21 protein-coding genes and 1 pseudogene are annotated in these 25,082 nt (G+C 70.3%); 9 read left to right on the top strand and 13 right to left on the bottom strand.

The genetic code is table 11. The features are described from left to right. Nucleotides 1–13 precede the first annotated feature (13 nt). From ACHMXE_RS13790 to ACHMXE_RS13780, 3 genes are all read right to left on the bottom strand, one after another. Entirely contained in the window at nt 14–1,126 is a 1,113-nt protein-coding gene (locus tag ACHMXE_RS13790; RefSeq protein WP_208514011.1) for a M14 family metallopeptidase, read from the bottom strand. After that, a complete protein-coding gene (locus ACHMXE_RS13785; protein WP_395349770.1) occupies nt 1,123–2,325 on the bottom strand; it encodes a M20 aminoacylase family protein in 1,203 nt (400 codons plus the stop codon). Before ACHMXE_RS13785 ends, ACHMXE_RS13790 begins: the two co-directional genes overlap by 4 nt. A 74-nt stretch (nt 2,326–2,399) precedes the next feature. Next, nucleotides 2,400–2,915, bottom strand: coding sequence for a deaminase (locus ACHMXE_RS13780; RefSeq protein WP_395349769.1), 516 nt, complete (start codon nt 2,913–2,915; stop codon nt 2,400–2,402). A gap of 136 nt (nt 2,916–3,051) precedes the next feature. Here ACHMXE_RS13780 and argE point away from each other — a divergent pair, with 136 nt between their 5' ends. Further along, entirely contained in the window at nt 3,052–4,218 is a 1,167-nt protein-coding gene (gene argE / locus ACHMXE_RS13775; protein ID WP_209542966.1) for an acetylornithine deacetylase, read from the top strand. Between the two features lie 11 nt (nt 4,219–4,229). Beyond that, nucleotides 4,230–5,495 (top strand): DUF445 domain-containing protein, encoded by a 1,266-nt coding sequence (locus tag ACHMXE_RS13770; RefSeq protein WP_395349768.1) that lies wholly within the window; start codon nt 4,230–4,232, stop codon nt 5,493–5,495. 134 nt (nt 5,496–5,629) lie between these two features. Here ACHMXE_RS13770 and ACHMXE_RS13765 read toward each other — a convergent pair whose 3' ends face one another. Further along, nucleotides 5,630–6,412, bottom strand: coding sequence for a type III pantothenate kinase (locus ACHMXE_RS13765; RefSeq protein WP_093354459.1), 783 nt, complete (start codon nt 6,410–6,412; stop codon nt 5,630–5,632). A 135-nt stretch (nt 6,413–6,547) separates the two neighbouring features. Between ACHMXE_RS13765 and lysM the strand changes: the two genes are divergently transcribed. Further along, nucleotides 6,548–7,012, top strand: a complete 465-nt coding sequence (lysM, locus tag ACHMXE_RS13760) for a peptidoglycan-binding protein LysM (RefSeq protein ID WP_209542968.1) — start codon at nt 6,548–6,550, stop codon at nt 7,010–7,012. A gap of 326 nt (nt 7,013–7,338) precedes the next feature. Here lysM and ACHMXE_RS13755 read toward each other — a convergent pair whose 3' ends face one another. Next, nucleotides 7,339–7,749, bottom strand: coding sequence for a rhodanese-like domain-containing protein (locus ACHMXE_RS13755; protein ID WP_203203189.1), 411 nt, complete (start codon nt 7,747–7,749; stop codon nt 7,339–7,341). A 226-nt stretch (nt 7,750–7,975) separates the two neighbouring features. On the opposite strand from ACHMXE_RS13755, the gene ACHMXE_RS13750 reads away from it, so the two are divergent. From ACHMXE_RS13750 to ACHMXE_RS13740, 3 genes are all read left to right on the top strand, one after another. Next, a complete protein-coding gene (locus tag ACHMXE_RS13750; protein WP_203203190.1) occupies nt 7,976–9,091 on the top strand; it encodes a TRAP transporter substrate-binding protein in 1,116 nt (371 codons plus the stop codon). Between the two features lie 125 nt (nt 9,092–9,216). After that, complete coding sequence (locus tag ACHMXE_RS13745; RefSeq protein ID WP_395349767.1) at nt 9,217–9,846, top strand: TRAP transporter small permease subunit; 630 nt, start codon at nt 9,217–9,219, stop codon at nt 9,844–9,846. Next, on the top strand, nt 9,843–11,798 hold the full coding sequence (locus ACHMXE_RS13740) for a TRAP transporter large permease subunit (protein ID WP_395349765.1): 1,956 nt from the start codon (nt 9,843–9,845) through the stop codon (nt 11,796–11,798). Before ACHMXE_RS13745 ends, ACHMXE_RS13740 begins: the two co-directional genes overlap by 4 nt. 64 nt (nt 11,799–11,862) lie before the next feature. Here the strand turns inward: ACHMXE_RS13740 and ACHMXE_RS13735 are convergent, their stop codons facing one another. The 6 genes from ACHMXE_RS13735 to ACHMXE_RS13710 all read right to left on the bottom strand — a co-directional run bounded on the left by ACHMXE_RS13735 (nt 11,863) and on the right by ACHMXE_RS13710 (nt 19,549). Next, complete coding sequence (locus ACHMXE_RS13735) at nt 11,863–12,831, bottom strand: tripartite tricarboxylate transporter substrate binding protein (RefSeq protein ID WP_057592569.1); 969 nt, start codon at nt 12,829–12,831, stop codon at nt 11,863–11,865. Nucleotides 12,832–12,877: 46 nt separating this feature from the next. Further along, nucleotides 12,878–13,885 (bottom strand): hydroxymethylglutaryl-CoA lyase, encoded by a 1,008-nt coding sequence (locus tag ACHMXE_RS13730; RefSeq protein WP_209542983.1) that lies wholly within the window; start codon nt 13,883–13,885, stop codon nt 12,878–12,880. Continuing rightward, nucleotides 13,882–15,087, bottom strand: a complete 1,206-nt coding sequence (locus ACHMXE_RS13725; protein ID WP_208514023.1) for a CaiB/BaiF CoA-transferase family protein — start codon at nt 15,085–15,087, stop codon at nt 13,882–13,884. Before ACHMXE_RS13725 ends, ACHMXE_RS13730 begins: the two co-directional genes overlap by 4 nt. Further along, on the bottom strand, nt 15,084–16,469 hold the full coding sequence (locus ACHMXE_RS13720) for an MFS transporter (protein WP_395349764.1): 1,386 nt from the start codon (nt 16,467–16,469) through the stop codon (nt 15,084–15,086). The genes ACHMXE_RS13725 and ACHMXE_RS13720 overlap by 4 nt, the downstream gene beginning before the upstream one ends. Nucleotides 16,470–16,599: 130 nt before the next feature. Continuing rightward, nucleotides 16,600–17,493, bottom strand: a complete 894-nt coding sequence (locus tag ACHMXE_RS13715) for a LysR family transcriptional regulator (RefSeq protein ID WP_093354172.1) — start codon at nt 17,491–17,493, stop codon at nt 16,600–16,602. A 16-nt stretch (nt 17,494–17,509) separates the two neighbouring features. Beyond that, nucleotides 17,510–19,549 (bottom strand): PEP/pyruvate-binding domain-containing protein, encoded by a 2,040-nt coding sequence (locus tag ACHMXE_RS13710; protein ID WP_395349763.1) that lies wholly within the window; start codon nt 19,547–19,549, stop codon nt 17,510–17,512. Between the two features lie 139 nt (nt 19,550–19,688). Between ACHMXE_RS13710 and gorA the strand changes: the two are divergent. Continuing rightward, nucleotides 19,689–21,051: pseudogene (gene gorA / locus ACHMXE_RS13705) on the top strand (glutathione-disulfide reductase). Nucleotides 21,052–21,199: 148 nt separating this feature from the next. Here the strand turns inward: gorA and ACHMXE_RS13700 are convergent. Both ACHMXE_RS13700 and ACHMXE_RS13695 read right to left on the bottom strand, forming a co-directional pair. Then, entirely contained in the window at nt 21,200–22,114 is a 915-nt protein-coding gene (locus tag ACHMXE_RS13700; RefSeq protein ID WP_395349762.1) for a ketopantoate reductase family protein, read from the bottom strand. 55 nt (nt 22,115–22,169) lie between these two features. Next, the gene (locus ACHMXE_RS13695; RefSeq protein WP_057592576.1) at nt 22,170–23,084 is read right to left on the bottom strand and encodes a LysR substrate-binding domain-containing protein; all 915 of its coding nucleotides are present in this window, start codon (nt 23,082–23,084) and stop codon (nt 22,170–22,172) included. A gap of 184 nt (nt 23,085–23,268) precedes the next feature. Here ACHMXE_RS13695 and ACHMXE_RS13690 point away from each other — a divergent pair, with 184 nt between their 5' ends. Next, nucleotides 23,269–24,045, top strand: a complete 777-nt coding sequence (locus ACHMXE_RS13690; protein WP_203203201.1) for an ABC transporter permease — start codon at nt 23,269–23,271, stop codon at nt 24,043–24,045. Then, nucleotides 24,042–25,070, top strand: a complete 1,029-nt coding sequence (locus ACHMXE_RS13685) for an ABC transporter ATP-binding protein (protein ID WP_395349761.1) — start codon at nt 24,042–24,044, stop codon at nt 25,068–25,070. The genes ACHMXE_RS13690 and ACHMXE_RS13685 overlap by 4 nt, the downstream gene beginning before the upstream one ends. Nucleotides 25,071–25,082: the final 12 nt, after the last annotated feature.

Raw genomic sequence — 25,082 nt, 5'->3', positions numbered from 1 at the left:
TTCGGTTGGCGGCTCAGCGCCCGCTGAGCCCGTCGGCGGCCTGGAACATGGCCTGCCGCGCCTGGCTCACGATCTGGCCGCGCCAGGCATCGGTGTCGGTGTAGAAGGCCTCGAGCGTGCGCCGGCGGATCGCGTCCGACAGGTCGGCCGGCGCCTCGGGATGGCGGTGCAGCCAGTGGTCGCCGCGCAGCGCGGTCAGCACGTCGAGCACCGGCACGGTGCCGTACTCCATCGCGATGCCGGTGTACTCGGCCTGCGGGCATTCGTCGTAGACGGCATCCCACATCAGGCCGCGCAGCAGCGCCGAGGTCGAGGAGCCGTCGTAGATCGAGGTGACGGGCGCCGCGTCGGCCTGGCCGGCACCGTTGCCCCACCAGGCGTTGGCACGCTCGTAGGCGGTCTTGTCGTCGCGGCAGGCGAAGATGCGCTCGCCGATGCCGTTCGGGCCCAGGCCGGTGTGCAGGTCGATCCAGGCCAGCCGGCGCGTGCGCCGCGTGTGGCGGCGCAGCACGGCGCGGATCATCCGGTGGCTCCAGGTCGGCGCCTTGCCGCCGAAGAACAGGCCGTCCTCGAACTGGTACTGGCCGCCGCTCACCGCGGTCTGGTAGGCACCGATGCCGTTCTTCTCGATCCAGGCATTGACCGCGGCCTGGTTCTCGGCCGTGGGCGGCCAGGTGTCGGGCACGAGCAGCGCATGCAGCTCGGCATAGGCGGCATTGACCGGCAGCGGCTGCGTGAAGTCGACGAAGTTGCGGTTCAGGTCGACGTTCTCCTGCGTGACGCGGCGGCCGAACGAGAAGCCGTGCGGATTGAGCGCATGCACGTAGAGCACCGCCACGCCGGCCGAGCGCGCCTTCTCGCGCCACTCGGCGTCGTGCAGCGCGAACACCTGCACGCCGCTGCCGCAGTGGCCTTCCACGCCGTGGCAGCCGCTGCTGAGGATCAGCAGCCGGTCGGCGTCGGGCGCGCCGTCGAAGGCCACGTCGCACGAGAGTTCCTCGCCGTCGCGCCCGCGCATCGGCAGCAGGTGGGGTTCCACGGTCAGGCCCGCGCTCAGGCAGGCCTGCAGGAATTTCTGGCGCGCCTGCGCATAGCGCGGCGCGAAAGCCTCGCCGATGCCGATCATTTCGGAGCGTCTCCGGTGGCGAGGAACTGCTCGGCGATCTGCACCCAGCAGGTGGCGCCCAGCGGGATCAGGTCGTCGTTGAAGTCGTAGCTCGCGTTGTGCAGCGTGCACGGGCCCTCGCCGTGGTGCACGTCGCGGTGCGCGCCGTCGCCGTTGCCGATGAAGGCATAGGCGCCGGGCTTGGCCTGCAGCATGAAGGCGAAGTCTTCCGAGGTCATGGCGGCTTCCTGCTTGAGCACGTTCTCGGGGCCGACGATGCCGCCCATCACGCGGCGTGCGAAGTCGGCCTCGGCCTCGGTGTTGATGGTGGGCGGGTAGTAGCGCTCGAAGCGGAACTCGCAGGTGGCGTCGTGCGCCGCGCAGATGTGGTCGCAGATCTTCTTCATGCGCGCCTCGATCATGTCGAGCACCTCGAGCGAGAAAGTGCGCACCGTGCCCGACAGCTCGCAGTTGTCGGGGATCACGTTGTTGGTTTCGCCGGCATGGATGGTGGTGACCGAGATCACGGCCGAGTCGGTCGGCTTCATCTTGCGCGTGAGGATGGTCTGGAAGGCCTGCACGATCTCGCAGGCGATCGGCACCGGGTCGACGCCGGTCTGCGGCAGTGCGGCATGGCCGCCCTTGCCCACCACGTTGACGTAAAACTTGTTGCCCGAGGCCATCACCGGACCCGGGCTCACCGCGAACTGGCCGGCCTTCATGCCGGGCCAGTTGTGCATGCCGAACACCGCGTCCATCGGGAACTGCTCGAACAGCCCCTCCTTGATCATCTCGCGCGCGCCGCCGCCGCCCTCCTCGGCCGGCTGGAAGATCAGGTAGACGGTGCCGTCGAAGTTGCGGTTCTTGGCCAGATGCTGCGCCGCGGCAAGCAGCATCGCGGTGTGGCCGTCGTGGCCGCAGGCGTGCATCTTGCCGTGGTGCTTGCTCGCATGCGCGAAGGTGTTGAGCTCGGTGACCGGCAGCGCATCCATGTCGGCGCGCAGGCCGACCGCGCGGTTGCTGGTGCCGTTCTTGACGATGCCCACCACGCCGGTCGTGCCGAGGCCGCGGTGGATCGGGATGCCCCATTCGGTGAGCTTGCCTGCCACCACGTCGGCGGTGCGGACTTCTTCGAAGCAGAGTTCGGGGTGGGCGTGGAGGTCACGTCGAACGGCGGCGATGCCGGCCGCCTGCGTGACGAGCGAATCGATGAGTTTCATGGCTTGCTCTCAAAACGCCAGTCTATCCACTAAGGGATTTCCGGGCACACCGGAAAACACCCGATCCAGGGGCTTCATCGGGCGTGGTTCCAGAAGCCATGGTGCGGCGCGGCGGCCTCGTCCTCGAGCACCGGCCCGATCACTTCGATGGGCCGCTGGCCGCGCACGAAGACCTCGCGGCAGGGCAGCGAAAAGGTCGGGTTCTCGGGATGGTCGCCGGTGAGGCCGAGCAGCGCGTGCTCCGACAGTGCGTAGACCACGCGGCCGATGTTGGTCCAGTAGATCGCGCCGGCGCACATGCAGCAGGGCTCGGCGCTGGTGTAGAGCGTGCAGCGCGCGAGCGCTTCGGGCGCGAGCAGGCGCGCCGCCTGCGCGGCCGCGACCAGCTCGGCATGCTGCGTGGGATCGCCCTCGGGCGGCATCGAGTTGTTGCCGGCGCTGACGACGACCTCGCCGTGCTCGTTGGCCACCAGCGCCGCGAACGGGTGGCGGCCGCGGGCCTTCGATTCCTCGGACAGCGCGATCGTCATGCGCAGCAGTTCGAGGTCGCGGGGAGACAGGTCGGCGGATGGGGAGGCGGGTGTGTTCATGTCGATGGAATCCGTTGCAGGTCGCGGCGGACCGACGATCTCAGCAATCGCCGTGCCCGGCTCGCCCCAAGATACCGGAAACCGGCGGTCGCGGCCATCCGCGCGCGCCGCGCCGAGTTCCGGGACAATGCGCCGCATGTCCCTCACGCTTTCCCCCCGCAGCCTGGAACTGGCCCAGGCCCTGGTGCGCATGAACACCATCAGCGCCAACAGCAACCTCCAGCTGATCGAGCTGGCCCAGTCGCATCTCGCGGCCCTGGGCGTCAAGAGCCGCATTACCTACAACGCCGAGCGCACCAAGGCCAACCTGTTCGCCACGCTGGGCGAGGGCAAGCCGGCCGGCGTGATCGTCTCGGGCCACACCGACACGGTGCCCTGGGACGGCCAGGACTGGAGCGTCGACCCGCTCTCGGCCACGGTGCGCGACGGCCGCCTGTACGGCCGCGGTTCGGCCGACATGAAAAGCTTCATCGCGGTGGCGCTCGCGAATGCCGAGCGCTTCCTCGCGAGCGAGGCGCCCTTCGCGGTGCACTTCGCCTTCAGCTACGAGGAAGAGATCGGCTGCTTCGGCGTGAAGGAACTGATCGCCGACATGCGCGACGCGGGCATCAAGCCGCTGGCCTGCATCGTGGGCGAACCCACGAGCATGGTGCCGGCCATCGCGCACAAGGGCGTGTACCGCTACAAGTGCTGCGTGCGCGGCAAGGAAGCGCATTCCTCGCTCACGCCGAAGTCGGTCAACGCCATCGAGATGGCCGCGCGCGTGATCGGCAAGGTGCGCGACATGGCCGAGGGCTTCGAGCGCGACGAGCCGCGCTACGAGGGCTTCGACGTGCCCTTCAGCACCGCCAGCGTGGGCCAGTTCCACGGCGGCATCGCCGACAACGTGGTGCCGCGCGACGCCGAGTTCCGCTACGAGTTCCGCGACCTGCCGACCGCCGACGCGAAGCGCATGCAGCAGGAGGTGCTGGCCTATGCGGGCTCGCTCGAGCCGGCGATGAAGAAGGTCGCGCCCGACGCCGGCTTCAGCTTCGACACCATCTGCGAGATCCCGAGCTTTCTCGGCAGCGCCAACGACGCCATCACCAAGCTCGCGCAGCGCCTGGCGGGCGAGGAGCGCACCACGCTGGTGGCCTTCGGCACCGAGGCGGGCCTGTTCAAGAACGCGGGCATCCCCACCGTGGTGTGCGGCCCCGGCAGCATCGAGCAGGCGCACCAGCCCGACGAGTACGTGAGCCTCGATCAGCTCGCGCGCTGCGAGCTGTTCATGCACCGCCTGGCGTCCTCGCCGGCCATCGGCTGAACAGGCCTTCGTTGACGACCCCGGCGGCCGAAGGCGACGACGCGCTGCGGCGCATGAAGCGCGTGGCGCTGGGCCTGCTGTGCGCCGCCGCGGCGCTCTATGCGGTCGCCACGGTGCTGCACGACCGGCACCCGGTGTTCGGCTACCTCGCGGCCTTCGCCGAGGCCGCGATGGTCGGCGCCATCGCCGACTGGTTCGCGGTGGTGGCGCTGTTCCGCCATCCGCTGGGGCTGCCGATCCCGCACACCGCGATCATCCCGAGCAACAAGGACCGCATCGGCGCCAAGCTCGCGGGCTTCATCTGCAACAACTTCCTGAGCACCGCGCAGGTGCTCGCGAAGCTGCGCGAGTTCGATCCGGCCGGCCGCATGGCCGAGTGGCTCGCGCGCCCGGCCAGCGGCGAGCGGCTCGGCGAATGGGGCGTGACGGCCACGCGCTACGGGCTCTCGGCCTTCGACGACGCGCGCGTGCGCGACTTCATCGGCAAGGCCGCGGCCGCCGGGCTCGAAAAGATCGACCTGTCGCAGCTCATGGGCCAGACGCTGGACGCGCTGACCGCGGGCGGGCGCCACCAGGCGCTGCTCGACGGCGTGCTCGAGCAGCTCGCGGGCGTGCTCGACGGCGAGGAGGTGCAGGCGCACATCACGGAGGCGATCGCGCGCGAGATCAAGACGCTGCGCTTCGTCGGCCTCGATCAGGTAGCGGCGCGCCTGGCCACGCGCAAGATCGTGGCGGCCGTGGCCCACACCATCGCCGAGCTCGCGGCCGAGGCCGACCATCCGATGCGGCGGCGCTTCGACCATTTCGTCGACGACTTCATCGTGCGGCTGCGGCACGACCCCGAGTTCCATGCGCGCGGCGAGCGCATCCGCGCCGAGCTGATCGCGCACCCGGCGCTGGGCGACTATCTGCACGGGCTGTGGGGCGAGCTGCTGGCCTGGCTGCACGAGGACCTCGGCCGCGGCGATTCGACGATCCGCCGGCGCATCGCGTCGATGGCGGCCGCGCTCGGCCAGCGGCTTTCGGGCGACGAGGCGATCCGGCGCTGGATCAACGAGCAGATCGAGGCCGCGGCGCCGCTCGCGATCGAGCGCTACCGCGAGGACATCCGGCGCTACATCGTGGAGCGCGTGGCGCAGTGGAACACCGAGGAGATGACGGCCGAACTCGAGCGCAACATCGGGCGCGACCTGCAGTTCATCCGCGTCAACGGCACGCTGGTGGGCGGGCTCGTGGGGCTGGTCATCCACGCGGCGACGCAGCTGCTGCGCGCCTGAGCGGAGAGCCTCAGAAGGTGTGAAGGAACCGTCGCGAGCGCCCCGAGGTCGCGTCGAGGACCGGAGCCGTACTCACGTACGGCGAGGACCGCAGATGCGAGATCGGGGCGCGCAGCAGGTTCATTCACACCTTCTCAGCCGGCGCGCTGCTGCGCGATCACCAGCAGCCCGTCCATGATCAGGCTCTCGACCAGCTCGAAGTGGCCGTTCATCACGGGCGCCATCTTCCAGCCCGCGCCGCCGGTCATGTAGCAGGCCGGCTCGGCGCCGCAGTGCGAGCGCACGTGCTGCACCATGCGCTCGACCGCGCCGGCGATGGCGTAGGTGCCGCCGCTGGTCAGCGCGTCGCTGGTGTTGGTGGGGAATTCGCGCACCTCGCCGGTGGGCACGTGCAGGCCCGCGGTGCCCGACTCGAGCGCGCGCAGCATGATGCCGTGGCCCGGCAGGATCAGGCCGCCGAGGAACTTGCCGTCGGCATCGACGGCCTCGACGGTGACCGCGGTGCCGATCAGCACCACCACCATCGGCCGTGGCGCGCCTTCGCGCAGCATGCGGTGGCGCGCGCCGATCATGGCGACCCAGCGGTCGGCGCCGAGGCGCGTGGGATGGTCGTAGCCGTTGACGATGCCGGCCTCGGCGAGGCTGGGCATGACCCAGCGCGGCGGACAGTCGAAGCGCTCGACCACCTGCTCCTCGGCGCGGCGGCGCAGCGCGTCGCCGGCGACGACGCAGCCGAGCATGCTGGAAGGCGATGGCAGGTCGGCCCAGGGGCCGTCGGCGAGCCGCTCGATGTGATCGAGGAACTCGGCACCCTGCGCCAGCAGGGCGGCGCCGGGGCGAGCCGCATCGTAGAGCGCCCACTTGAGGCGCGTGTTGCCGATGTCGATCGCGAGAAAGGGAGCGGTGGCTGCGGACATGCGCGGCATTATTGCGACTTTGTGACTATTCCTGCTGTCGCGGTGTTGTCGGTCGCGGTCGGGGACTACGCGGAGCGCCCATGTCGCGCCGCTACATTCGCGAATTCCATCGACCACCCGATCAAGGAGAGAACCATGGGATTGCTGAGTTTCATCAAGGAAGCGGGCGAGAAGCTGTTCGGCGGCTCGTCGGCCCACGCGGCCGAACCCGATGCCAACGACAAGGCCGCGGCCGCCATCAAGACCTACATCGAGACGCAGAACCTCGGCCTCACGAACCTCGCCGTGACCTATGTCGCGAGCACCGGCATCGTGACGCTCGCGGGCAATGCGCCCTCGCAGGAAGCCAGCGAGAAGGCCTCGCTCGCGGCCGGCAACGTGGCCAACGTGACGAGCGTGGAGAACAACCTGGTCGCGCCCGCGGCACCGCCCGCGCAGTACCACGACGTGGTCAAGGGCGACACGCTGTCGGCCATCTCCAAGAAGTACTACGGCGACGCCAACAAGTACAACGCGATCTTCGAGGCCAACAAGCCGATGCTGTCGCATCCGGACAAGATCTATCCGGGGCAGAAGCTGCGGATTCCGCCGTTGAACTGACAGGCTCTTTTGCCCCGGAAGCCCTTCGATTTTTCGAGGGGTTTTTTTTGGGGCTTTCGACGGTTGGGGGCGCGTGCACAGGACAGTGGGCACTTCCCTCCGCGAATGTCCCCCGCCTTCGGCTCCTCCTTTATTTCGCTGCGGGAAGCACCCACTGCCCTGTGCACGGGAGGCGCAGCGGTGGTGCGGCCGGTTCTACGGCCGTGCCCAGGCTCACGTCGATGGGGTACTCCCCGCAGCGAAATAAAGGAGGAGCCGAAGGCGGGGGACATTCGCGGAGGGGAGTACCCCGTCGGCGTGAGCCCGCCCCAGACCTCGCCCGAATTTCAGTTCTGCTTCCAGGGCAGCCCACGCTTGCGCCACCCCCCAACAAACCCCCGGTGCCCGTTCTCATCCGGATTCCCCTCGAACCCCTCGAGGATGTTGTAAGCCTCCACCCCCAGCTCCGTCGCCCGCTTCGCGGCCGCGATCGAACGCACGCCGCTGCGGCACAGCAGCACCACTTTCTTCCCGCCCTCGCCAGCCGCGCGAACGCCCTCGTCGAAGCCCGGGTTCAGCGCCATCCCCGGCCACTGCTTCCAAGCCAGCGGCACCGCGCCCGGCACGAAGCCGACCCACTCGCGCTCGGCATCGGTGCGCACGTCGACCAGCACGGCCTCGCCGCTGGCCATCCATTGCGCCGCCTGTTCGGGCGTCACGTCGCCGGCATAGCCTTTTTCACCCACGGGTTCGGTCATCTTCTGCATTCCTTCCAATTCGTTCGATGGCAAGAGGGTTCCCACGCAGCGGCGGCCATCTTTACCGGTCCCGGTGGCCGCCGGATGGTGGAATTTTTCACCGGTTCGTGAAAACCCTGTTTGTCGTGTTTTGCTGCGCGCCAAAGATGGCGGCTTGGGCCTGTCAACCATAACTCCAAGACGGCGGCCTGGGATTTCCCCAGTCAGACCTATGGAGAGAGACAACATGACAGACAGCAAACCGACCCGCCGTCGCAGCCTGCTCAAGGGCGCCGCGGTGGCCGCAGGCGCCATGTCGGCGCCGATGGTCGCCATGGCCCAGACCACCACGCTGCGCTTCCAGAGCACCTGGCCGGCCAAGGACATCTTCCACGAGTACGCACAGGACTACGCCAAGAAGGTCAACGACATGGCCGGCAGCCGCCTCAAGATCGAGGTGCTGCCCGCGGGCTCGGTCGTGCCGGCCTTCCAGTTGCTCGACGCCGTCGCCAAGGGCACGCTCGACGGCGGCCATGGCGTGGTCGCCTACTGGTACGGCAAGAACTCCGCGCTCGCGCTCTGGGGTTCGGGCCCGGGCTACGGCATGGACGCCAACATGATCCTGGCCTGGCACACCTACGGCGGCGGCAAGGCGCTGATGGACGAGATCTACAAGAGCCTCAACCTCGACGTCGCCTCGTACCTCTACGGCCCGATGCCCACGCAGCCGCTGGGCTGGTTCAAGAAGCCGGTGTCCAAGGCCGAGGACATGAAGGGCCTGAAGTTCCGCACCGTGGGCCTCGCGGTCGACGTGTTCACCGACATGGGCGCGGCCGTGAACCCGCTGCCCGGCGGCGAGATCGTGCCCGCGCTCGACCGCGGCCTGATCGACGCGGCCGAGTTCAACAACGCCTCGAGCGACCGCGTGCTGGGCTTCCCCGACGTGGCCAAGAACTGCATGCTGCAGAGCTTCCACCAGTGCGGCGAGCAGTTCGAGGTGCTGTGGAACGGCTCCAAGCTGCGCGCGCTGCCGCCCGAACTCAAGGCCGTGATCGAGTACGCGACCCAGGCCGCGAGCGCCGACATGAGCTGGAAGGCGATCGACCGCAACTCCAAGGACTACGAGGAGCTCAAGAAGAGCGGCATCAAGTTCTACAAGACGCCCGACTCGGTGCTGCGCGCGCAGCTCGCCTCGTGGGACAAGACCATCGCGAAGAAGTCGGCCGAGAACCCGCTGTTCAAGAAGGTGCTCGACTCGCAGCGCGCCTTCGCCGAGCGCGCGGGCCAGTGGCAGAACGACTACTCGGTCGATTTCAAGATGGCCTACAACCACTACTTCGGACGCCAGGCGAAGAAGACCTGAACGGGTCTTCCGGCCAGAGAAAGAACGCGAGGGCACCCCGAGGCGGGTGCCCTCTTCTCATTCCCGATTTCGCCTGACGCTGGCCGCGCACGACGCGCGCCGCGCCCGGCGAGGAGTTCGTCCCGATGCAATCCTTCCTGTTGGCGGTCGACCGGTTCTCGACGTGGATCGGCAAGACTTTCGCCTGGTGTGCCCTGCTGCTCACGCTCTTGATCAGCTGGGAGGTGTTCTCGCGCTACGTGCTCAACCGGCCGCATGCCTGGGTGCTCGACGCGCAGATCATGCTCTACGGCGCCATGTTCATGACCGCCGGGGCCTACACGCTCTCGAAGAACGGCCACGTGCGCGGCGACGTGCTCTACGGCTTCTTCATGCCGCGCACGCAGGCGCTGGTCGACCTGGTGCTCTACATCGTCTTCTTCCTGCCCGGCATCGTCGCGCTGACCTGGGCCGGCTGGATCTACGCGAGCGAGGCGCTCGCGATCCGCGAACAGACCTTCTCGGCCGAGCCGCTGCCGCTGTACCCGTTCAAGTTCGTCATCCCGCTCGCGGGCTTCACGCTGCTCCTGCAGGGCATCGTCGAGATCATCCGCTGCGTGCAGTGCATCCGCGACGGCGCCTGGCCCTCGCGCGAAGAGGACGTCGAGGAGGTCGACGTCGAGAAGCTCAAGGAGATGGTGCACGTGAAGGACGCCGACATCGCCGCGCTCGACCGCGTGGTGGTCGCCAACGAGGCACGGGAGGGCGCGCGATGAAGATCCGCCGCGAACTCTGGTTCGGCCTCACCTTCATGGCCCTGATCGTGATCGGCGGCGCCACCGTGCTGCTGCGCGCCGAGACCATCACCAACGGCCACCTGGGCCTCTTGATGCTGTCGCTCGTGGTGGTGGCGATCATGCTGGGCTTCCCCACCGCCTTCACGCTGATGGGCATGGGCATGCTCTTCACCTTCCTGGCCTACGACCGCGACTGGCACCGCACGCTCGACCTGATGGTGCAGTCGGCCTACAAGACCATGGCCAACGACGTGCTGATCGCCGTGCCGCTGTTCGTCTTCATGGGCTACCTGGTCGAGCGCGCCAACCTCATCGAGTCGCTGTTCAAGAGCCTGCACCTCGCGCTCGCGCGGCTGCCGGGCGCGCTCGCGGTCGCCACGCTCGTGACCTGCACCATCTTCGCGACCGCCACCGGCATCGTCGGCGCGGTGGTCACGCTGATGGGCCTGCTGGCGCTGCCCGCGATGCTGCGCGGCGGCTACAGCGTGCCGCTGGCCGCGGGCGCGATCACCGCGGGCGGCTGCCTGGGCATCCTGCTGCCGCCCTCGGTGCTGCTGATCGTCTACGGCGCCACGGCCGGCGTGTCGGTGGTGCAGCTCTATGCGGGCGCCTTCTTCCCGGGCCTGATGCTGTCGGGCCTCTACGTGCTCTACGTGATCCTGATCGCGAAGCTCAAGCCGCAGTGGGCGCCGCCGCTGTCGGCCGCCGAGCGCGTGGTGCCGCTGCCGCCGCTGACGCAGCGGCTCGCGAGCAGCCCGACCGCGCATGCGCTGGTCGGCCTGCTCAAGGGCAAGCGCAACGGCGACGTGCCGTTCTCGCACGTGCTCAAGCAGCTCGGCATCGTGGCGCTGCCCGCCGTCATCTACGCGCTGCTCGCGCTGTCGAGCTACAAGGCCGTGACCACGGTCGAGGCCGAGGCACGCTACGACATCGAGGAGATCGGCGCCTCGCGCGGCAGCAGCAGCGGCAGCGGCAGCAGTTCGGGCGGCTTGCAGGAACCACCGGCCGAGGGTGGCCTGCAGGAGCCGCCGAGCGAAGGCGGGCTGCAGGAACCGCCGAGCGAGGAACCCGCGGCCGGCGCCGTCGCGGAACCGCCGGGCGCCGAAGCACCACCGGCGGCGCCCGCGCCCGCCGCCGCGGAGAGCGCGCAGACCGCACCGGCCGGCGCCAGCACCAGGCCGCCGCCCACCTGGTGGGTCGCGACCTTCTCGGTGCTGGGCGCGATCACGGCGCTGTTCTACCTGTTCCTGAGCTTCGCGCGGCTCGAGATCTTCAAGATGCTGCTGGCCTCCTTCTTCCCGCTGCTGCTTCTGATCCTCTCGGTGCTGGGCTCGATCGTGCTGGGCCTGGCCACGCCCACCGAGGCCGCGGCCATGGGCGCGCTCGGCGGCATGCTGCTGGCGGCGGCCTACCGGCGGCTCAACTTCACGGTGCTCAAGGAGTCGGTGTTCCTCACCGCCAAGACCTCGGCGATGGTGTGCTGGCTGTTCGTGGGCTCGGCCATCTTCTCGGCCGCCTTCGCCCTGCTCGGCGGCCAGGCGCTGGTCGAGGAATGGGTGCTGAGCATGAACCTCACGAAGGTGCAGTTCCTGCTGCTGAGCCAGGTGATCATCTTCCTGCTCGGCTGGCCGCTCGAGTGGACCGAGATCATCGTGATCTTCATGCCGATCTTCATCCCGCTGCTCGACAACTTCGGCGTCGATCCGCTGTTCTTCGGCCTGCTGGTGGCGCTGAACCTGCAGACCGCCTTCCTGTCGCCGCCGGTGGCGATGGCGGCCTTCTACCTCAAGGGCGTGAGCCCGCCGCATGTCACGCTGAACCAGATCTTCCTCGGCATGCTGCCCTTCATGGGCATCCAGGTCCTCGCGATCTTCCTGCTCTACATGTGGCCGCAGATCGGCCTGTGGCTGCCGCAGCTGCTCTACAAGTGAAGACGACGGCGGAGGGGAAACGCATGGCGGCGGCCGACCACCGACCGCCGCCATGCGCGCGGTCTCACTCGCCTTCGATCTTGGCCGCCTCGACCACCTTGCCCCAGCGCAGGTACTCGGCTTTGCTGTAGTCGGCGAGCTTCTGCGGGTTCATGTAGTCGGCCGTGGCGCCGAGCTCGGCGGCCTTTTGCTGGAAGGCCGGCGTGGCCACCACCTTGGCGATCTCGGCACTGAGCTTGTCGATCACGGGCTGCGGCGTCTTGGCGGGCGCGAACACGGCGAACCACGAGGTCGCGTCGAGGTTCGGCAGCCCGACCTCGGCCGCGGTTGGCACGTTCGGCAGCGAGGCCACGCGCGCCTTGCCGGTGACGGCCACCGCGCGCAGCTTGCCCGACTGGATGAAGGGCATGAACGGCGGCGGCGTGCCGAAGGTCATGTCGACCTGCGCGCCCAGCAGGTCCTGCAGCGCCGGGCCGGTGCCCTTGTAGGGGATGTGCGTCAGCTGGATGCCGGCCTGCTGCTCGAGCATGGCGCCGGTCACGTGCTGCAGCGAGCCCGGGCCCGAGGAGGCATAGGTCAGCTTGCCGGGGTTGGCCTTGGCATAGGCGATCAGCTCGGCCATGGTCTTCACCGGCAGGCCCTCGCGCACCACCACCACCTGCGGCGCGCTCAGCACGTTGGCCACGGCGCGGAAGTCCTCGGGCACCCACTGGGCCTTCTGCTTCGTGACGTGGGGCGAGATCACGTGGTAGCCCGAGTACTGCATCAGCAGCGTGTGGCCGTCGGCCTCGGCGCGCTTGACCGCCACCGCCGCGATCACGCCGCTGGCGCCGCCGCGGTTGTCGACCACCACCGGCTGGCCGAGCGCCTTGCCCAGCGGGTCGGCGAGCATGCGCCCGGCGATGTCGGTGGTGCCGCCGGCGGCCGTGGGCACCAGCATCGTGATCGGCTTGGAGGGATAGGTCTGGGCCAGGGCCGGGCCGGCGAGCAGCGCGGCCGCGGCCAGCGCGGCGATGAAGCGAAGGGGTTGCATGCGAATGTCTCCTGGTCTTGTGGGATGAAAGGGAAGCGAAGCGGTCTCAGTGCGCGCGCGCGGCCTCGCGCGCCAGCGCGCGTTCGCGCGTGGCCTCGAAGTCCGCGGGCGGCGCGTGCAGGTCGAGCCGGCGGCCGGCCTTGACGATCTGGCTCGGGATGTCGTGGCCGATCAGCGCCGGCAGCCGGCGCGCGGCATCGATCACGCGCGCGAGGTCGACGCCGGTGTCCCAGCCCGAGAGCTCGAGCGCATGCACGATCTCCTCGCTGCAGACGTTGCCGGTGGCGCCCGGCGCATAGGGACAGCCGCCGATGCCGCCGATCGACGCGTCGAAGCGGCGTGCGCCGGCGTCGATGCCGGCCAGCACGTTGGCCAGGCCCATGCCGCGCGTGTTGTGGAAGTGCAGCGTGAGCTCGGTGCCGGGCCAGCGCTGCAGGAAGGCGCGCGCGAGCCCGTGCACCTGGCCGGGCCAGGCCATGCCCGTGGTGTCGCACAGCGTGACGCCGCCGGCGCCGAGCTCCTCGACGAAACGCTCGCACCAGCCGAGCACGCCGGCCTCGGCCACGTCGCCCTCGATCGGGCAGCCGAAGCTGCACGACAGCGAGACGTTGACCGCCACGCCGGCCTGGCGCGCGAGCGCCGCCACCTCGGCCAGCGCACGGAACGACTGCTCGCGCATCATGCGCAGGTTGGCGAGGTTGTGGCTCTCGCTGGCCGACATCACGAGGTTCATCTCGTCCACGCGCGCATCGATGGCGCGCTCGGCGCCGCGCACGTTGGGCACCAGCGCGGTGTAGGCCACGCCGTCCACGCGCTCGATCTCGCGCAGCACCACCTCGGCATCGCGCAGCGCGGGAATGGCCTGCGGCGAGACGAAGGCCGAGACCTCGATCTTCGCCATGCCGGCGCGCGAGAGCGCGTTGCACAGCGCGATCTTGTCCTCGGTCGGCACGAAGGCCGCCTCGACCTGCAGGCCGTCGCGCAGGCCCACCTCGCACATCCGCACGCGGCGATCGCCGTCGAATGTTCTTCCGTTCCAGACAGCGTCGTTCATGCAACCACCTTCCTGCCGCGCAAGGCGGCGATGTCTTCCGATGTGAATCCGATCTCGCCGAGCACCGCGTCGGTGTCGTCGCCCAGCCGCGGCGCCGAGGAGCGCACCGTGCCCGGCGTGCCCATGAGCTTGGGCACCACGCCGGGCACCTCGATCTCGTGGCCGTCGCGCGTGGACTGGCGCAGCAGCATCTCGCGCGCGCGGTAGTGCGGGTCCTCGGCGATGTCCTTCGCGGTGTAGACCTTGCCCGCGGGCACACGCGCCGCGCCGAGGACTTCGAGCACCGTCGCCACCGACTGCGGCAGCGTCCAGGCCTCGATCGCCTGGTCGATCTCGGCCACGCGCGCCACGCGGCCCGCGTTGTTCGCGAGCGCGGGATCGGCGCCGAGGTCGTCGCGGCCGATGCTCTGCATGAGGCGGCGGAAGATGCTGTCGCCGTTGCCCGCGATCAGCACGTAGCCGTCGGCGCAGCGGTAGGCGTTCGAGGGCGCGATGCCCGGCAGCGCGCTGCCCGCGGCCTCGCGCACCGCGCCGAAGGCGCTGTACTCGGGCACCAGGCTCTCCATCACGTTGAACACCGCCTCGTTGAGCGCCACGTCGATGACCTGGCCCTGGCCGCCGTTGACCTTGCGGTGGTAGAGCGCGGTCAGCACGCCGATGGTGCCGTGCAGCGCGGCCAGCGTGTCGCCGATCGAAATGCCGCAGCGCACCGGCACCCGGCCCGGCTCGCCCGTGAGGTGGCGCAGCCCGCCCATGGCCTCGCCGATGGCGCCGAAGCCCGGCAGGTCGCGGTAGGGGCCGGTCTGGCCGTAGCCCGAGATGCGCAGCATCACCAGGCCCGGGTTGCGCTCGCGCAGCACCTCGTAGCCCATGCCCCAGCCCTCGAGCGTGCCGGGGCGGAAGTTCTCGATCAGCACGTCGGCCTCGGCGATCAGCCGGCGCGCGATCTGCTGGCCCTCCTCGCTGCGCAGGTCGAGCGCCAGCGAGCGCTTGTTGCGCGACTGCACCTGCCACCAGACCGAGGTGCCGTCCTGCAGCAGGCGCCAGTTGCGCAGCGGGTCGCCGCTGCCGGGCGGCTCGATCTTGATCACGTCGGCGCCGAATTCGCCGAGCGTCTTGCCGGCGAAGGGGCCGGCGATCAGCTGGCCCATCTCGATGACGCGCAGGCCTTGCAGCGCGCCGGGACTCAGGGGAAGGTTCATGGCTTGGGGGCTTTCTCGGCGAAGGCGATGCCGGACGCATGTAGCGCGCCGCTCGCGGGGGAACGTGGAGCGGCCGACGGGCGCGGCTCGCGCCGGCGCAGCGACTCGGGCAGCGCGAAGGCCAGCAGCGCCGCGCACAGCAGCGCCAGCGCGCCGATGACGTAGAGCGCGGGGGTGGTGCTGCCGCTCAGGTCCTTGATGCGGCCCACCATCACCGGGCTCACGATGCCGCCGAGCTGGCCCAGCGTGTTGATCAGCGCGATGCCGCCGGCCGCAGCCGCGCCGCTCACCAACTTGGGCGGCAGCGCCCAGAAGGCCGGGATCGAGGCGATCACGCCCGCGCCCATCACGGCCAGCGCGAGCACCAGCAGGTCGGTGTGGTGGTCGAACAGGCCGGCCGCGAAGAAGCCGATGGCCGCGAGCAGCAGCAGCGCGATCACGAAGCGGCGGCGCTCGCCACTGCGGTCCGACAGCCGCCCGACCACCACCATCGCGATCGCGCCGCACAGGTAGGGCACGGCCGTCAGCAGGCCGATCGCCGTGGGATCGGTGCTGCCCGAGGCGCGGATCAGGTGCGGGGCCCAGAAGTTGAGGCCATACGACGCGACCTGGATCAGGAAATAGATCAGCCCGAGCATGAGGAAGCCCGGCGTCTTCAGCGCGTCGAGCAGCGAGCCGTGGGCACCTGCAGCGCCACCCTGCTCGGCGATGCGCTGCGACAGCCGCGTGCGTTCGCCGGGCGTGAGCCAGTGCGCGTCGGCGATGCGATCGTCGAGCCGCACGAACACCAGCAGGCCGAGCGCGATGCACGGCAGCCCGCCGACCAGGAACAGCCAGTGCCAGCCGGCCATGCCGAGCAGGCCGTCGAAGTGCGCGAGCACCAGGCCCGCGGCGGGCGCGCCGAACAGGCCCGCGAAGGCCGAGGCCAGGAACAGCATCGAGGTGATGCGGCCGCGGTGCGCGGCGGGGAACCACAGCGTGAGGTAGAACAGCACGCCGGGCGCAAAGCCCGCTTCCATCGCGCCGATCACGAAGCGCAGCGCATAGAACTGCCACTCGGTCTGCACGAACATCATGAGCGCGGTGGCGACGCCCCACGAGACCATGATGCGCGCGATCCAGCGCCGCGCGCCGACCTTGTAGAGCATCAGGTTGCTCGGCACCTCGAACAGCACGTAGCCGACCACGAACAGCCCGGCGCCGAAGCCGTAGGCGGTGTCGCTCAGGCCCAGGTCGCTCTGCAGCGCGAACTTGGCGAAGCTGATGTTGATGCGGTCGAAGAAGGCGAAGAGATAGCACACCATGATGAGCGGCATGATTCGCCACGCGACCTTGCGCACGATGGCGCCGTCGTCGTCGAGGAGGGAGGTGGGGGTAGCCATGGGAGCCTTTGTCTGAGCGGCTCGCCAGCACGACGCCGCATTCGTTGCCCGGATTCTGGGCAGCGCGGCCGCGCGGGAGAACGACAAAGGCGCGCACGCAGCTTTCGCGGAACGCGAAAGCGCCCGAGGGTTAACCCTGGCAGAGGTGGTCGATCAGGGTGCGCACGTGGCGCGGCACCACGCCGGCGTCGCGCAGGCCGATCAGCAGCCGGCGCTCGGCCCAGGCGTCGTCGAGCGCGATCTCGCGCAGGCCCATCGAGCGCAGGTGCGGCTGGATCGCCGCGTGCGGCAGCACGGCCACGCCCATGCCAGCCGCCACCATCTGGCACACGGCATCGAAGCTGCGCACCTGGATGCGCAGCCGCAGCCGCCGGCCCAGCGCCTCGGCCGCGGCCTGCAGCCGCTGCGCGAGCGAGGTCTCGGCCGGCAGGCTCACGAAGTCGTACTCGGTCGCTTCCTCGAGCCGCACGCTGCGCCGGCGCGCCAGCGGATGGCCGCGCGGCACCACCATCACCAGCCGGTCGATGCGGTAGTTGACGAGGTGCAGCCCGAGGCTCGGCGTGCCCTCCGCGAAGATGCCCGCGTCGGCGCGGCCGTCGAGCACCGCGAGCACGATCTCGCTGCTGTTGCGTTCCTCGAGCTCGATGCGGATGCCGGGATTGGCCGCCACGAAGCCCGACAGCCCGCGCGGCAGGAACTGCGTGACGGCCGAGGTGTTGACCCACAGCCGCACCACGCCGAGCACGCCCGAGGCGTAGTCGGACAGGTCGGCCGCGAGCTGGTCGACGTCGTCGAGGATGCGCTGCGCATGGCGGTGCAGCGCATCGCCCGCGACCGTGAGCGTGACGCCGCGCGAATGGCGCTCGAGCAGCGGCGTGCCCACGGCCGCCTCGAGGTCGGAGATGCGCTTGCTGGCCGCGCCCACCGCGAGGTGCGCGAGCTCGGCGCCCTTGCTGATGCTGCCGGTGCGCACCACCAGGTTGAACAGCGACAGCGAGACCAGGTCGAGACGGTGCAGGTTCATGGCGCCGGTCCCTGCTTCAGCGGCGGCGCTCGACGTACGGCCGCGCCTGCAGCAGCACGATGCGCTCGCCCACGGTGGCCCATTCGATGTCCTGGTCGACGCCGCCGAAGCCGCGCTTGACCGCCGCGCCCACGTTCGCGAGCCGCACCACGAGCTCGTCGGTCAGCACGCCGCGGCCGGCCTCCAGCGGCACCTCCTTCACGCCGCCGTCCTTGTCGAGCTGCAGCGCGCTGTCCTCGGCCGAGCGGCTCAGCACCTGGATCGCCTTCGACCAGCTCGAGTACATGAGCTGCTCGGCCACGCGCCGGCCCTCGACCACGCGGATGCCGATGCCGCGCTTGGCCGAGATGTAGGTGACGTGCGGATGGCCCGCGTCGAAGGGGTCGCGCGTGATCATCACGCCCGCGCTGGTGGCGTCGATCGCGGTCTGCACGAACACGCCCATCAGCACCGACTCGGCACCGAAGCCCGCGGCGCCGCGCGCCTCCCAGGCCTCGGCATTGAAGACCGAGGCCCAGACCTTCTTCACCGCGAGCTCGAGCGCGTCGCCGCTCTTCACGTTGGGCACGGTGGTGTAGAGGCCGGCGCCGCTGAAGCCCGGCAGGTCCTCGGAGTTGGACGAGCTGCGCACGAACACGCCGCCGCCGCCGAGCTGCGACTGCCAGGCCGCGCGCCACGCGGCCGCGGTGGCGGGATCGACCGGCCACTGCACGATCTCGGCGCGCAGCGCCTCGAGCGCGCGCTGGCGCACCAGCGGGTCGGCCGCGAAGCCCGGCGCCTGCTGCATGCGCGCGATGCGCTCGGCCAGGCCGTGGGCGCGCATGAAGCGGTCGTAGTGCGCGAACGGAATGCAGAAGCCGTCGGGCACGCTGGTCGACGGGATGCGCGCGGCCTGCAGCGCGCCGAGGTTGGCGGCCTTTACGCCGCACTGCGCGCTGTGGCGCGCGCGCAGCGAGGCCAGCGGCAGCAGCCGCGCCTCGCGCAGGTCGGGCCGCACGGCCGCGGCACCGCCTGGCGCGGCGCTGCCGCGGCCCATGGCGGCCGTGCGCGCGGCGCGCGTGGGCAGTGCCGCGATCTCTTCCGGCGTGAGCGGGCGCACCTGGTAGCCCGAGGCCGCGACCTTGAGCGCCACCCACTGGCCCGCATGCGCGCGCAGCGCTTCGGCCGCGTCGCGCACGTAGGCGTTGGGAATGCCCCAGCCCTTGGCCAGCAGGTTGACGTGCGACAGCGCCGTGGACGGCCGCTCGGTCAGCACGCCCGCCACCGGCGGCAGCGCGATCGGCACCTGGCGCAGCACTGCGATGTCCTCGGGCAGCAGCGCGTTGACCGCGCCCTCGTCCTCGACGATGCGCACGCGGCCGCTGGCCGTGCCGAGGTTCATCGGCAGGTAGGGCTGCTCGCGGATCAGCGCCTCCTGCGTCACGAAGTCGACGCCGGCCTCGCATGCCACGCGTTCGTGCAGCGTGGCGTTGGTCTTGAACTTCACGGGCGCGAAGAAGCTGGCCTTCACCGCGCGGTCGGCCTCGCGCAGCAGCGGCGCGGTGAGGCGGTCGCCTTCCCAGAATTCGTAGCCGAAGCCCGCGACGTTCTGCTGCCAGCTCAGCGTGCCGAACAGGAAGCGGCGGTCGGGCACGAGGTAGTTGCGGTCGATCTCGCGCTTGCCCGCGTGGGGCGCCAGGCCGGTGTCGCGCACGAAGCGCACATGCAGCTGCCAGCGCGGCGTGTCGAGGTAGTAGACGCGCGGCGCCGGCTTCGCGCGCCGGTCGATCACGAACAGCACATGCGGCAGCGCCATCGGCGTGCCGGCGTCGTAGGTGCGCGCGAGCGCGTCGAAGTCGGCGCGGCTGGCGAGCGCGGGCAGCGACGAGGCGCCGCCGGCGGGGCGCACGGGCGAGGCCAGCGCCTCATCGCGCTTCTGCGCGTCATAGAACGAGGGCTTGCGCGCGAGCTGCGCATCGGCGGACAGGGGCGCGAGAACCGACAGGCACGACACGAGCAGCGCGAGCCGGCGCGCGACCGCGCCGCGTGGAAGGTGCCTGGGGTCGTTGTTCTTCATGCGGATGTCTCTGTCCTTCTTTGCCGACGAGCGCGGATTCTCGCTCGACCGCCGTCGGCGCGCGCGGGCCCCAAGCCCCGTGCCGGGCAGCGGTCATCGACGCGGGCTACAGTGCGCTCGCAAAGGAGAGCCTTGTTCCATGTCCACCCCCTACGACTTCGATCTCTTCGTCATCGGCGGCGGCAGCGGCGGCGTGCGCGCCGCGCGCATGGCCGCGCAGACCGGTGCCCGCGTCGGCCTGGCCGAGGCCGCCGAGCTCGGCGGCACCTGCGTCAACGTCGGCTGCATTCCCAAGAAGCTTTACAGCTACGCGGCCGGCTATGCCGAGTCCTTCGAGGAAGCCGCGGGCTACGGCTGGCAGCTGCCGGGCGAACCGGTGTTCGACTGGTCGCACCTGAAGTCGCAGCGCGCCAGGGAGATCTCGCGGCTCAACGGCATCTACGGCTCGCTGCTCAAGAACGCGGGCGTCACGCTGGTCACGGGCTGGGCCCAGCTCGCCGATGCGCACACGGTGGAGGTCGACGGCAAGCGCTACACCGCGCGCCACCTGCTGGTGGCCACCGGCGGCACGCCCTTCGTGCCCGAGATCCCGGGCCGCGAGCACATCGTGACCTCCGATGCGATGTTCGACCTCGACCCGTTCCCGCGCCGCCTGCTGGTGGTGGGCGGCGGCTACATCGCCTGCGAGTTCGCCTCGATCTTCAACGGGCTCGACGCCGAAGGTCACGCTGCTGCACCGCCGCGCGCACCTCTTGACCGGCTTCGACGACGACGTGCGGCAGTTCCTCGCCAGCGAGATGGGCAAGGCCGGCGTCGACGTGCGCCTGAACTGCGAGGTGGCCTCGGTCACGCGCACCGCCGACGGCCTGGTGGCCACGCTCGCGCGCGGCCAGCAGATCGAGGCCGACACGGTGCTGTTCGCCACCGGCCGCGTGCCCAACACACAGGGCCTGGGCCTCGAGGCCGCGGGCGTGGCGCTCGACGAGCGCGGCGCGATCGCGGTCGATGCGCACTACCGCAGCTCGGTGCCTTCGATCCACGCGGTGGGCGACGTCTCCACGCGCGTGCAGCTCACGCCGGTGGCGCTGGCCGAGGCGATGGTGGTGGTCGACGAACTGTTCGGCAAGGGCAAGCGCCGGCTCGACTACGAGTTCATCCCCACCGCCGTGTTCACGCACCCGAACATCGGCACCTGCGGCTACGGCGAGCTCGACGCGCGCGCGAAGTTCGGCCAGGTCACGGTGTTCTCGAGCGAGTTCAAGTCGCTGCGCCACACGCTGTCGGGCCGCAGCGAGCGCACCTTCATGAAGCTGGTGGTCGACACGAAGAGTGACCGCGTGGTGGGCCTGCACATGGTGGGCGCCGACGCGGGCGAGGTGGTGCAGGGCTTCGCGGTCGCGATGCGCGCGGGCGCCACCAAGGCGATGTTCGACAGCACGGTGGGCATCCACCCCACTGCTGCCGAGGAGTTCGTGACGATGCGCGAGCCGATGCCGGGCTGAGGTCGATCGGGCACCATCGGTTCGGGCTGAGCCTTGGTCTGCCGGGACGGTGGCCCCCATCCGTTCGGGCTGAGCCTGTCGAAGCCTCGCGCAGCGCTTCGACAAGCTCAGCGTGAACGGTCTGGGCCGAACGTACAGGGGTCTGGCTTCACCCCTTCTCCGACGCTCCCGACGCCTTGTCCTCGAGCAGCCGCACCAGCGTCCACAGCAGCCGGTTGGCCGGCACCGGCACGCCCAGCGCCTCGCCGCGGCGCAGCACGAAACCGTTGAGATGGTCGATCTCGCTGCGCTTGCCGCGTGCGAGGTCCTGCGCGGTCGAGGAGAACTGCGCGGGCATGGTGCGCGCGATGCCCGCCACCGCGGCATCGATGTCGCCCGGGATCGTCACGCCCTCGGCCCGCGCGACCGCGAGGCATTCGGCCACCACGTCGCGCAGCACGCCGGGCACGCCCTCGTTCTTCACCAGCACGCCGTAGGGCAGCTGCGTGATCGCCGACAGCGCGTTGTAGGCGCAGTTGAGCACCAGCTTGGCCCACAGCGCGCCGCGCACGTTGTCGGAGATCTCCGTCGGCACGCCGGCCGCGCGCAACGCCTGCGCCACTTCCTCGCCGCGGGCCGAGGGCGCGATCACGAGTTCGCCGCGGCCGTTGTGCTTGACGTGGCCCGGGCCCGCCATGCCGGTCGCGACATAGACCACGGCCGCGGCCACCTCGTGGGACCGCAGCACGGAACGCGCGCGCTCGTCGTTGTCCACGCCGTTCTGCAGCGTGAGCACCAGCGCGCCGGGCGCGAGGTGCGGCGCGATCTGCGCGGCGGCGGCCTCGGTGTCGGTCGACTTGACGCAGAACAGCACGAGGTCGGCACCCCGCACGGCATCGGGCTCGGTGCTCGCGGCCATGGGCACGTGTTCGTCGAAGCTCTGGGCCTCGAGGCGCAGGCCGCGCGCCCGCACGGCTTCCACGTGCGCGGGCCGGCCGATCAGCACCACCTCGTGGCCCGCGCGCGCCAGCATGGCGCCGTAATAGCAGCCGACCGCGCCGGCGCCCATGACTGCGACTTTCATCGATGCATCGTCCTTGTCGTGATGAGGGATGGCGAGCGTAACCACTCGCGCGTTTTCATGCCTCGGCCTCGACGCCGCGCGACTTCTGGCCCTCGTCGAGCAGCCAGGCGCGAAAGGCCGCGAAGGCCGGCAGGTCGAGCCGGTCGGGCCGGTAGCAGAGGTAGTGGCCCTGGTTCACGCCGACCGGCGTGCCGCAGGGACTCAGCAGCGAGCCCTCGGCGAACTCCTCCTGCACCAGCAGCTTCGGCACCAGGCCGATGCCCAGGCCGTTGAGCGCGGCCTGGATCAGCGCCGAGTACTGCGCGAAGCGCGGGCCGGCCACGGTCTGCACCTCGGGCACGCCGTGCTGCGCGGCCCATTGGCGCCAGGCGGTGGGCGCGCCCTCGTGGTGCAGCAGCGTGTGGCCGAGGATGTCGGCCGGCTGCGCGATGCGGTGCCGCCCCTCGACCAGCGAGCGCGCGACGATCAGCACGAACTCGCGGCCCGCGATGTATTCGGACACCACGCCGGGCCAGCCATCGGGCCCGTAGCGGATCGCCGCGTCGACCCCGGCCGGGATGCCGTCGCTGGGCTCGAGATGGCGGCTGAAGCTCAGCATGACATGGCGGCTCTTCTGGCTGAAGGCCGGCAGCCGCGGGATCAGCCACTTGGTGAGGAAGGTGGGCACGCTCGCGAGCGTGAGCAGGCCGGCGCCGGCATCGCCCGAGCGCGCCTCGAAGGTCGCGGTCTCGATCGCGCGCAGGCCGCCGGCGATCTTCTGCCAGTAGACGCGGCCCTGCGGCGTGAGCTGCACGCCGCGCCCGTTCTTCTGCAGCAGGGCGCGGCCGAGGAAGGCCTCGAGCCCCGCGATCTGCTTGCTGACCGCGCTCACGGTGATGCACAGGGCGCCGGCCGCGAGCGTCAGGCTCTCGTGGCGCGCCACCGCGTCGAAGGCCAGCAGCTCCTGGATGGTGGGGCAGTCGCGCTTCATGCATGGCTCCGGTTGATGAAAGTTCGGTGAAAAACAGTTGCCAACAGCTCAAGTGTCGTCATCCAACTTTCACCCATGAATACCAAGGCGCTTCCTAGAATTCAGGCCGATGCGGCGGAAGACCCGGCGCAGACAGTAGCGCATCCGGAAAGTATGCCGGCCGCGCGTGACACGGAGACAACCCTTGGTTCGCGGCATCTCGCTCCTCTACGGCCTGTACCTGCTGCTGCCCATCGCCCTGCTGCTGGTCGGCAGCGTGGGCGGCAACTGGACCAACACGCTGCTGCCCACGGGCCTGACCGGGCAGTGGTATGTCGACCTCTGGCTCGACACCTCGTTTCGCAAGGCCTTCGTCAGCAGCCTGGTGGTGGCGCTCTCGGCCTGCGCGATCAACACCGTGCTGGCGCTGCCGCTGGCCTATGCGCTCTATCACGGCGCGCGGCGCGGCGGCAGCCTGGCGGCGCGCATCGTGAGCGCCACGCCGGTGGCGGTGCCGGCGATCACGCTGGCCTTCGGCTACATGATCGTGTTCAACACCGACCTCGCGCCCTGGCTGGGCTCGATGCCGCTCTTGATCGCGGCGCACGCGATCCTCACGCTGCCCTACCTCACGAACACGCTGCTGACCGACCTGCGCCACCTCGACCTGGACCGGCTCGAGCAGGCCGCGGCCACGCTCGGCGCCTCGGGCTGGCAGCAGTTCAGCGGCATCGTGCTGCCGAGCCTGCGCCAGAGCCTGATCAGCGGGCTGGTGATGGTGGCGGCGATCTCGGTCGGCGAGTTCGGCGTGTCGAACCTGCTCACCAGCTTCCAGAACCGCACCTATCCGGTGGTGCTGCTGCAGGCCTTCTACGGCGCCACGGGCTTCGCCTGCGCGGCCACGGTCATCCTCCTGGTGCTGGCGAGCGCGTCGGCGCTTCTTTCCTCCTCCCTGGTGAAGCAACGCGCCGTCACGCCATGAGCCTCCTCCTCGACACGGTCAGCTACAACTACCCGGGCAGCACGCACGGCCTGCACGAGGTCTCGCTCGACGTGCGCAGCGGCGAGCTGGTCGCGGTGATCGGGCCCAGCGGCTCGGGCAAGTCCACGCTGCTCAAGCTGGTGTCGGGCCTCGAGACCGGCCACACGGGCCGCATCGCGCTCGACGGCGAGGACATGTCGCGCACGCCGGTGCACCGGCGCCACATCGGCATGGTGTTCCAGAGCTATGCGCTGTTCCCGCACCTGAGCGTGCTCGACAACGTGGCCTACGGCCTCAAGCTGCGCAAGGTGGCGACCGCCGAGCGCCGCCAGCGCGCGCAGACGCTGCTCGACACCGTGGGCCTGGGCGAGTACGCGCAGCGCGCCGTCGCGCAGCTCTCGGGCGGGCAGCAGCAGCGCGTGGCGCTGGCGCGCGCGCTCGCGATCGACCCGCGCGCGCTGCTGCTCGACGAGCCGCTGTCGGCGCTCGATGCCAGCGTGCGCGGCCACCTGCGCGACCAGATCCGCGCGATCCAGCAGCGCTTCGGCGCCACCACGCTGCTGGTCACGCACGACCAGGAAGAGGCGCTCGCCATGGCCGACCGCGTGGCGATGCTCAAGGACGGCCGGCTGCTGCAGATCGCCACGCCGCGCGAGATCTACGAAGAGCCCGCGAGCCGCGCGGTGGCCGAGTTCGTCGGGCTCTCGACGATCCTGCCGGCCAGGGTCGCGGGCCTCAACAAGCTCGACCTGGGTTTCGCCCAGCTCGCGGCGCCCACCGGCATGCGCGCGCCCGGCACCGCGCTGCACGTGCTGGTGCGGCCCGAGCACATCGCGGCCGATCCCGCGCCCGGCACGCCGAACCGCATCGCGGGCCGCTGCGGCGCGCAGCGCTACCTGGGCTCGCTCACGCGCTACGACTTCGAGGTGCCGGGCGCGCCCAAGCCCTTTCTCGCCGAATCGGCGCGGCCGGCCACCGAGGCGATCGCGATCGCTCCAGAACACCTCCGCCTGCTCGACCACTGACATCCCTTCCTC

The organism is Variovorax sp. UC122_21 (assembly GCF_044056785.1).
In the GTDB taxonomy this organism is placed as follows: Bacteria; Pseudomonadota; Gammaproteobacteria; order Burkholderiales; family Burkholderiaceae_C; genus Variovorax.
Note: the sequence above shows the minus strand (reverse complement) of the source record. Positions and strands in the feature narration are given on the sequence as shown.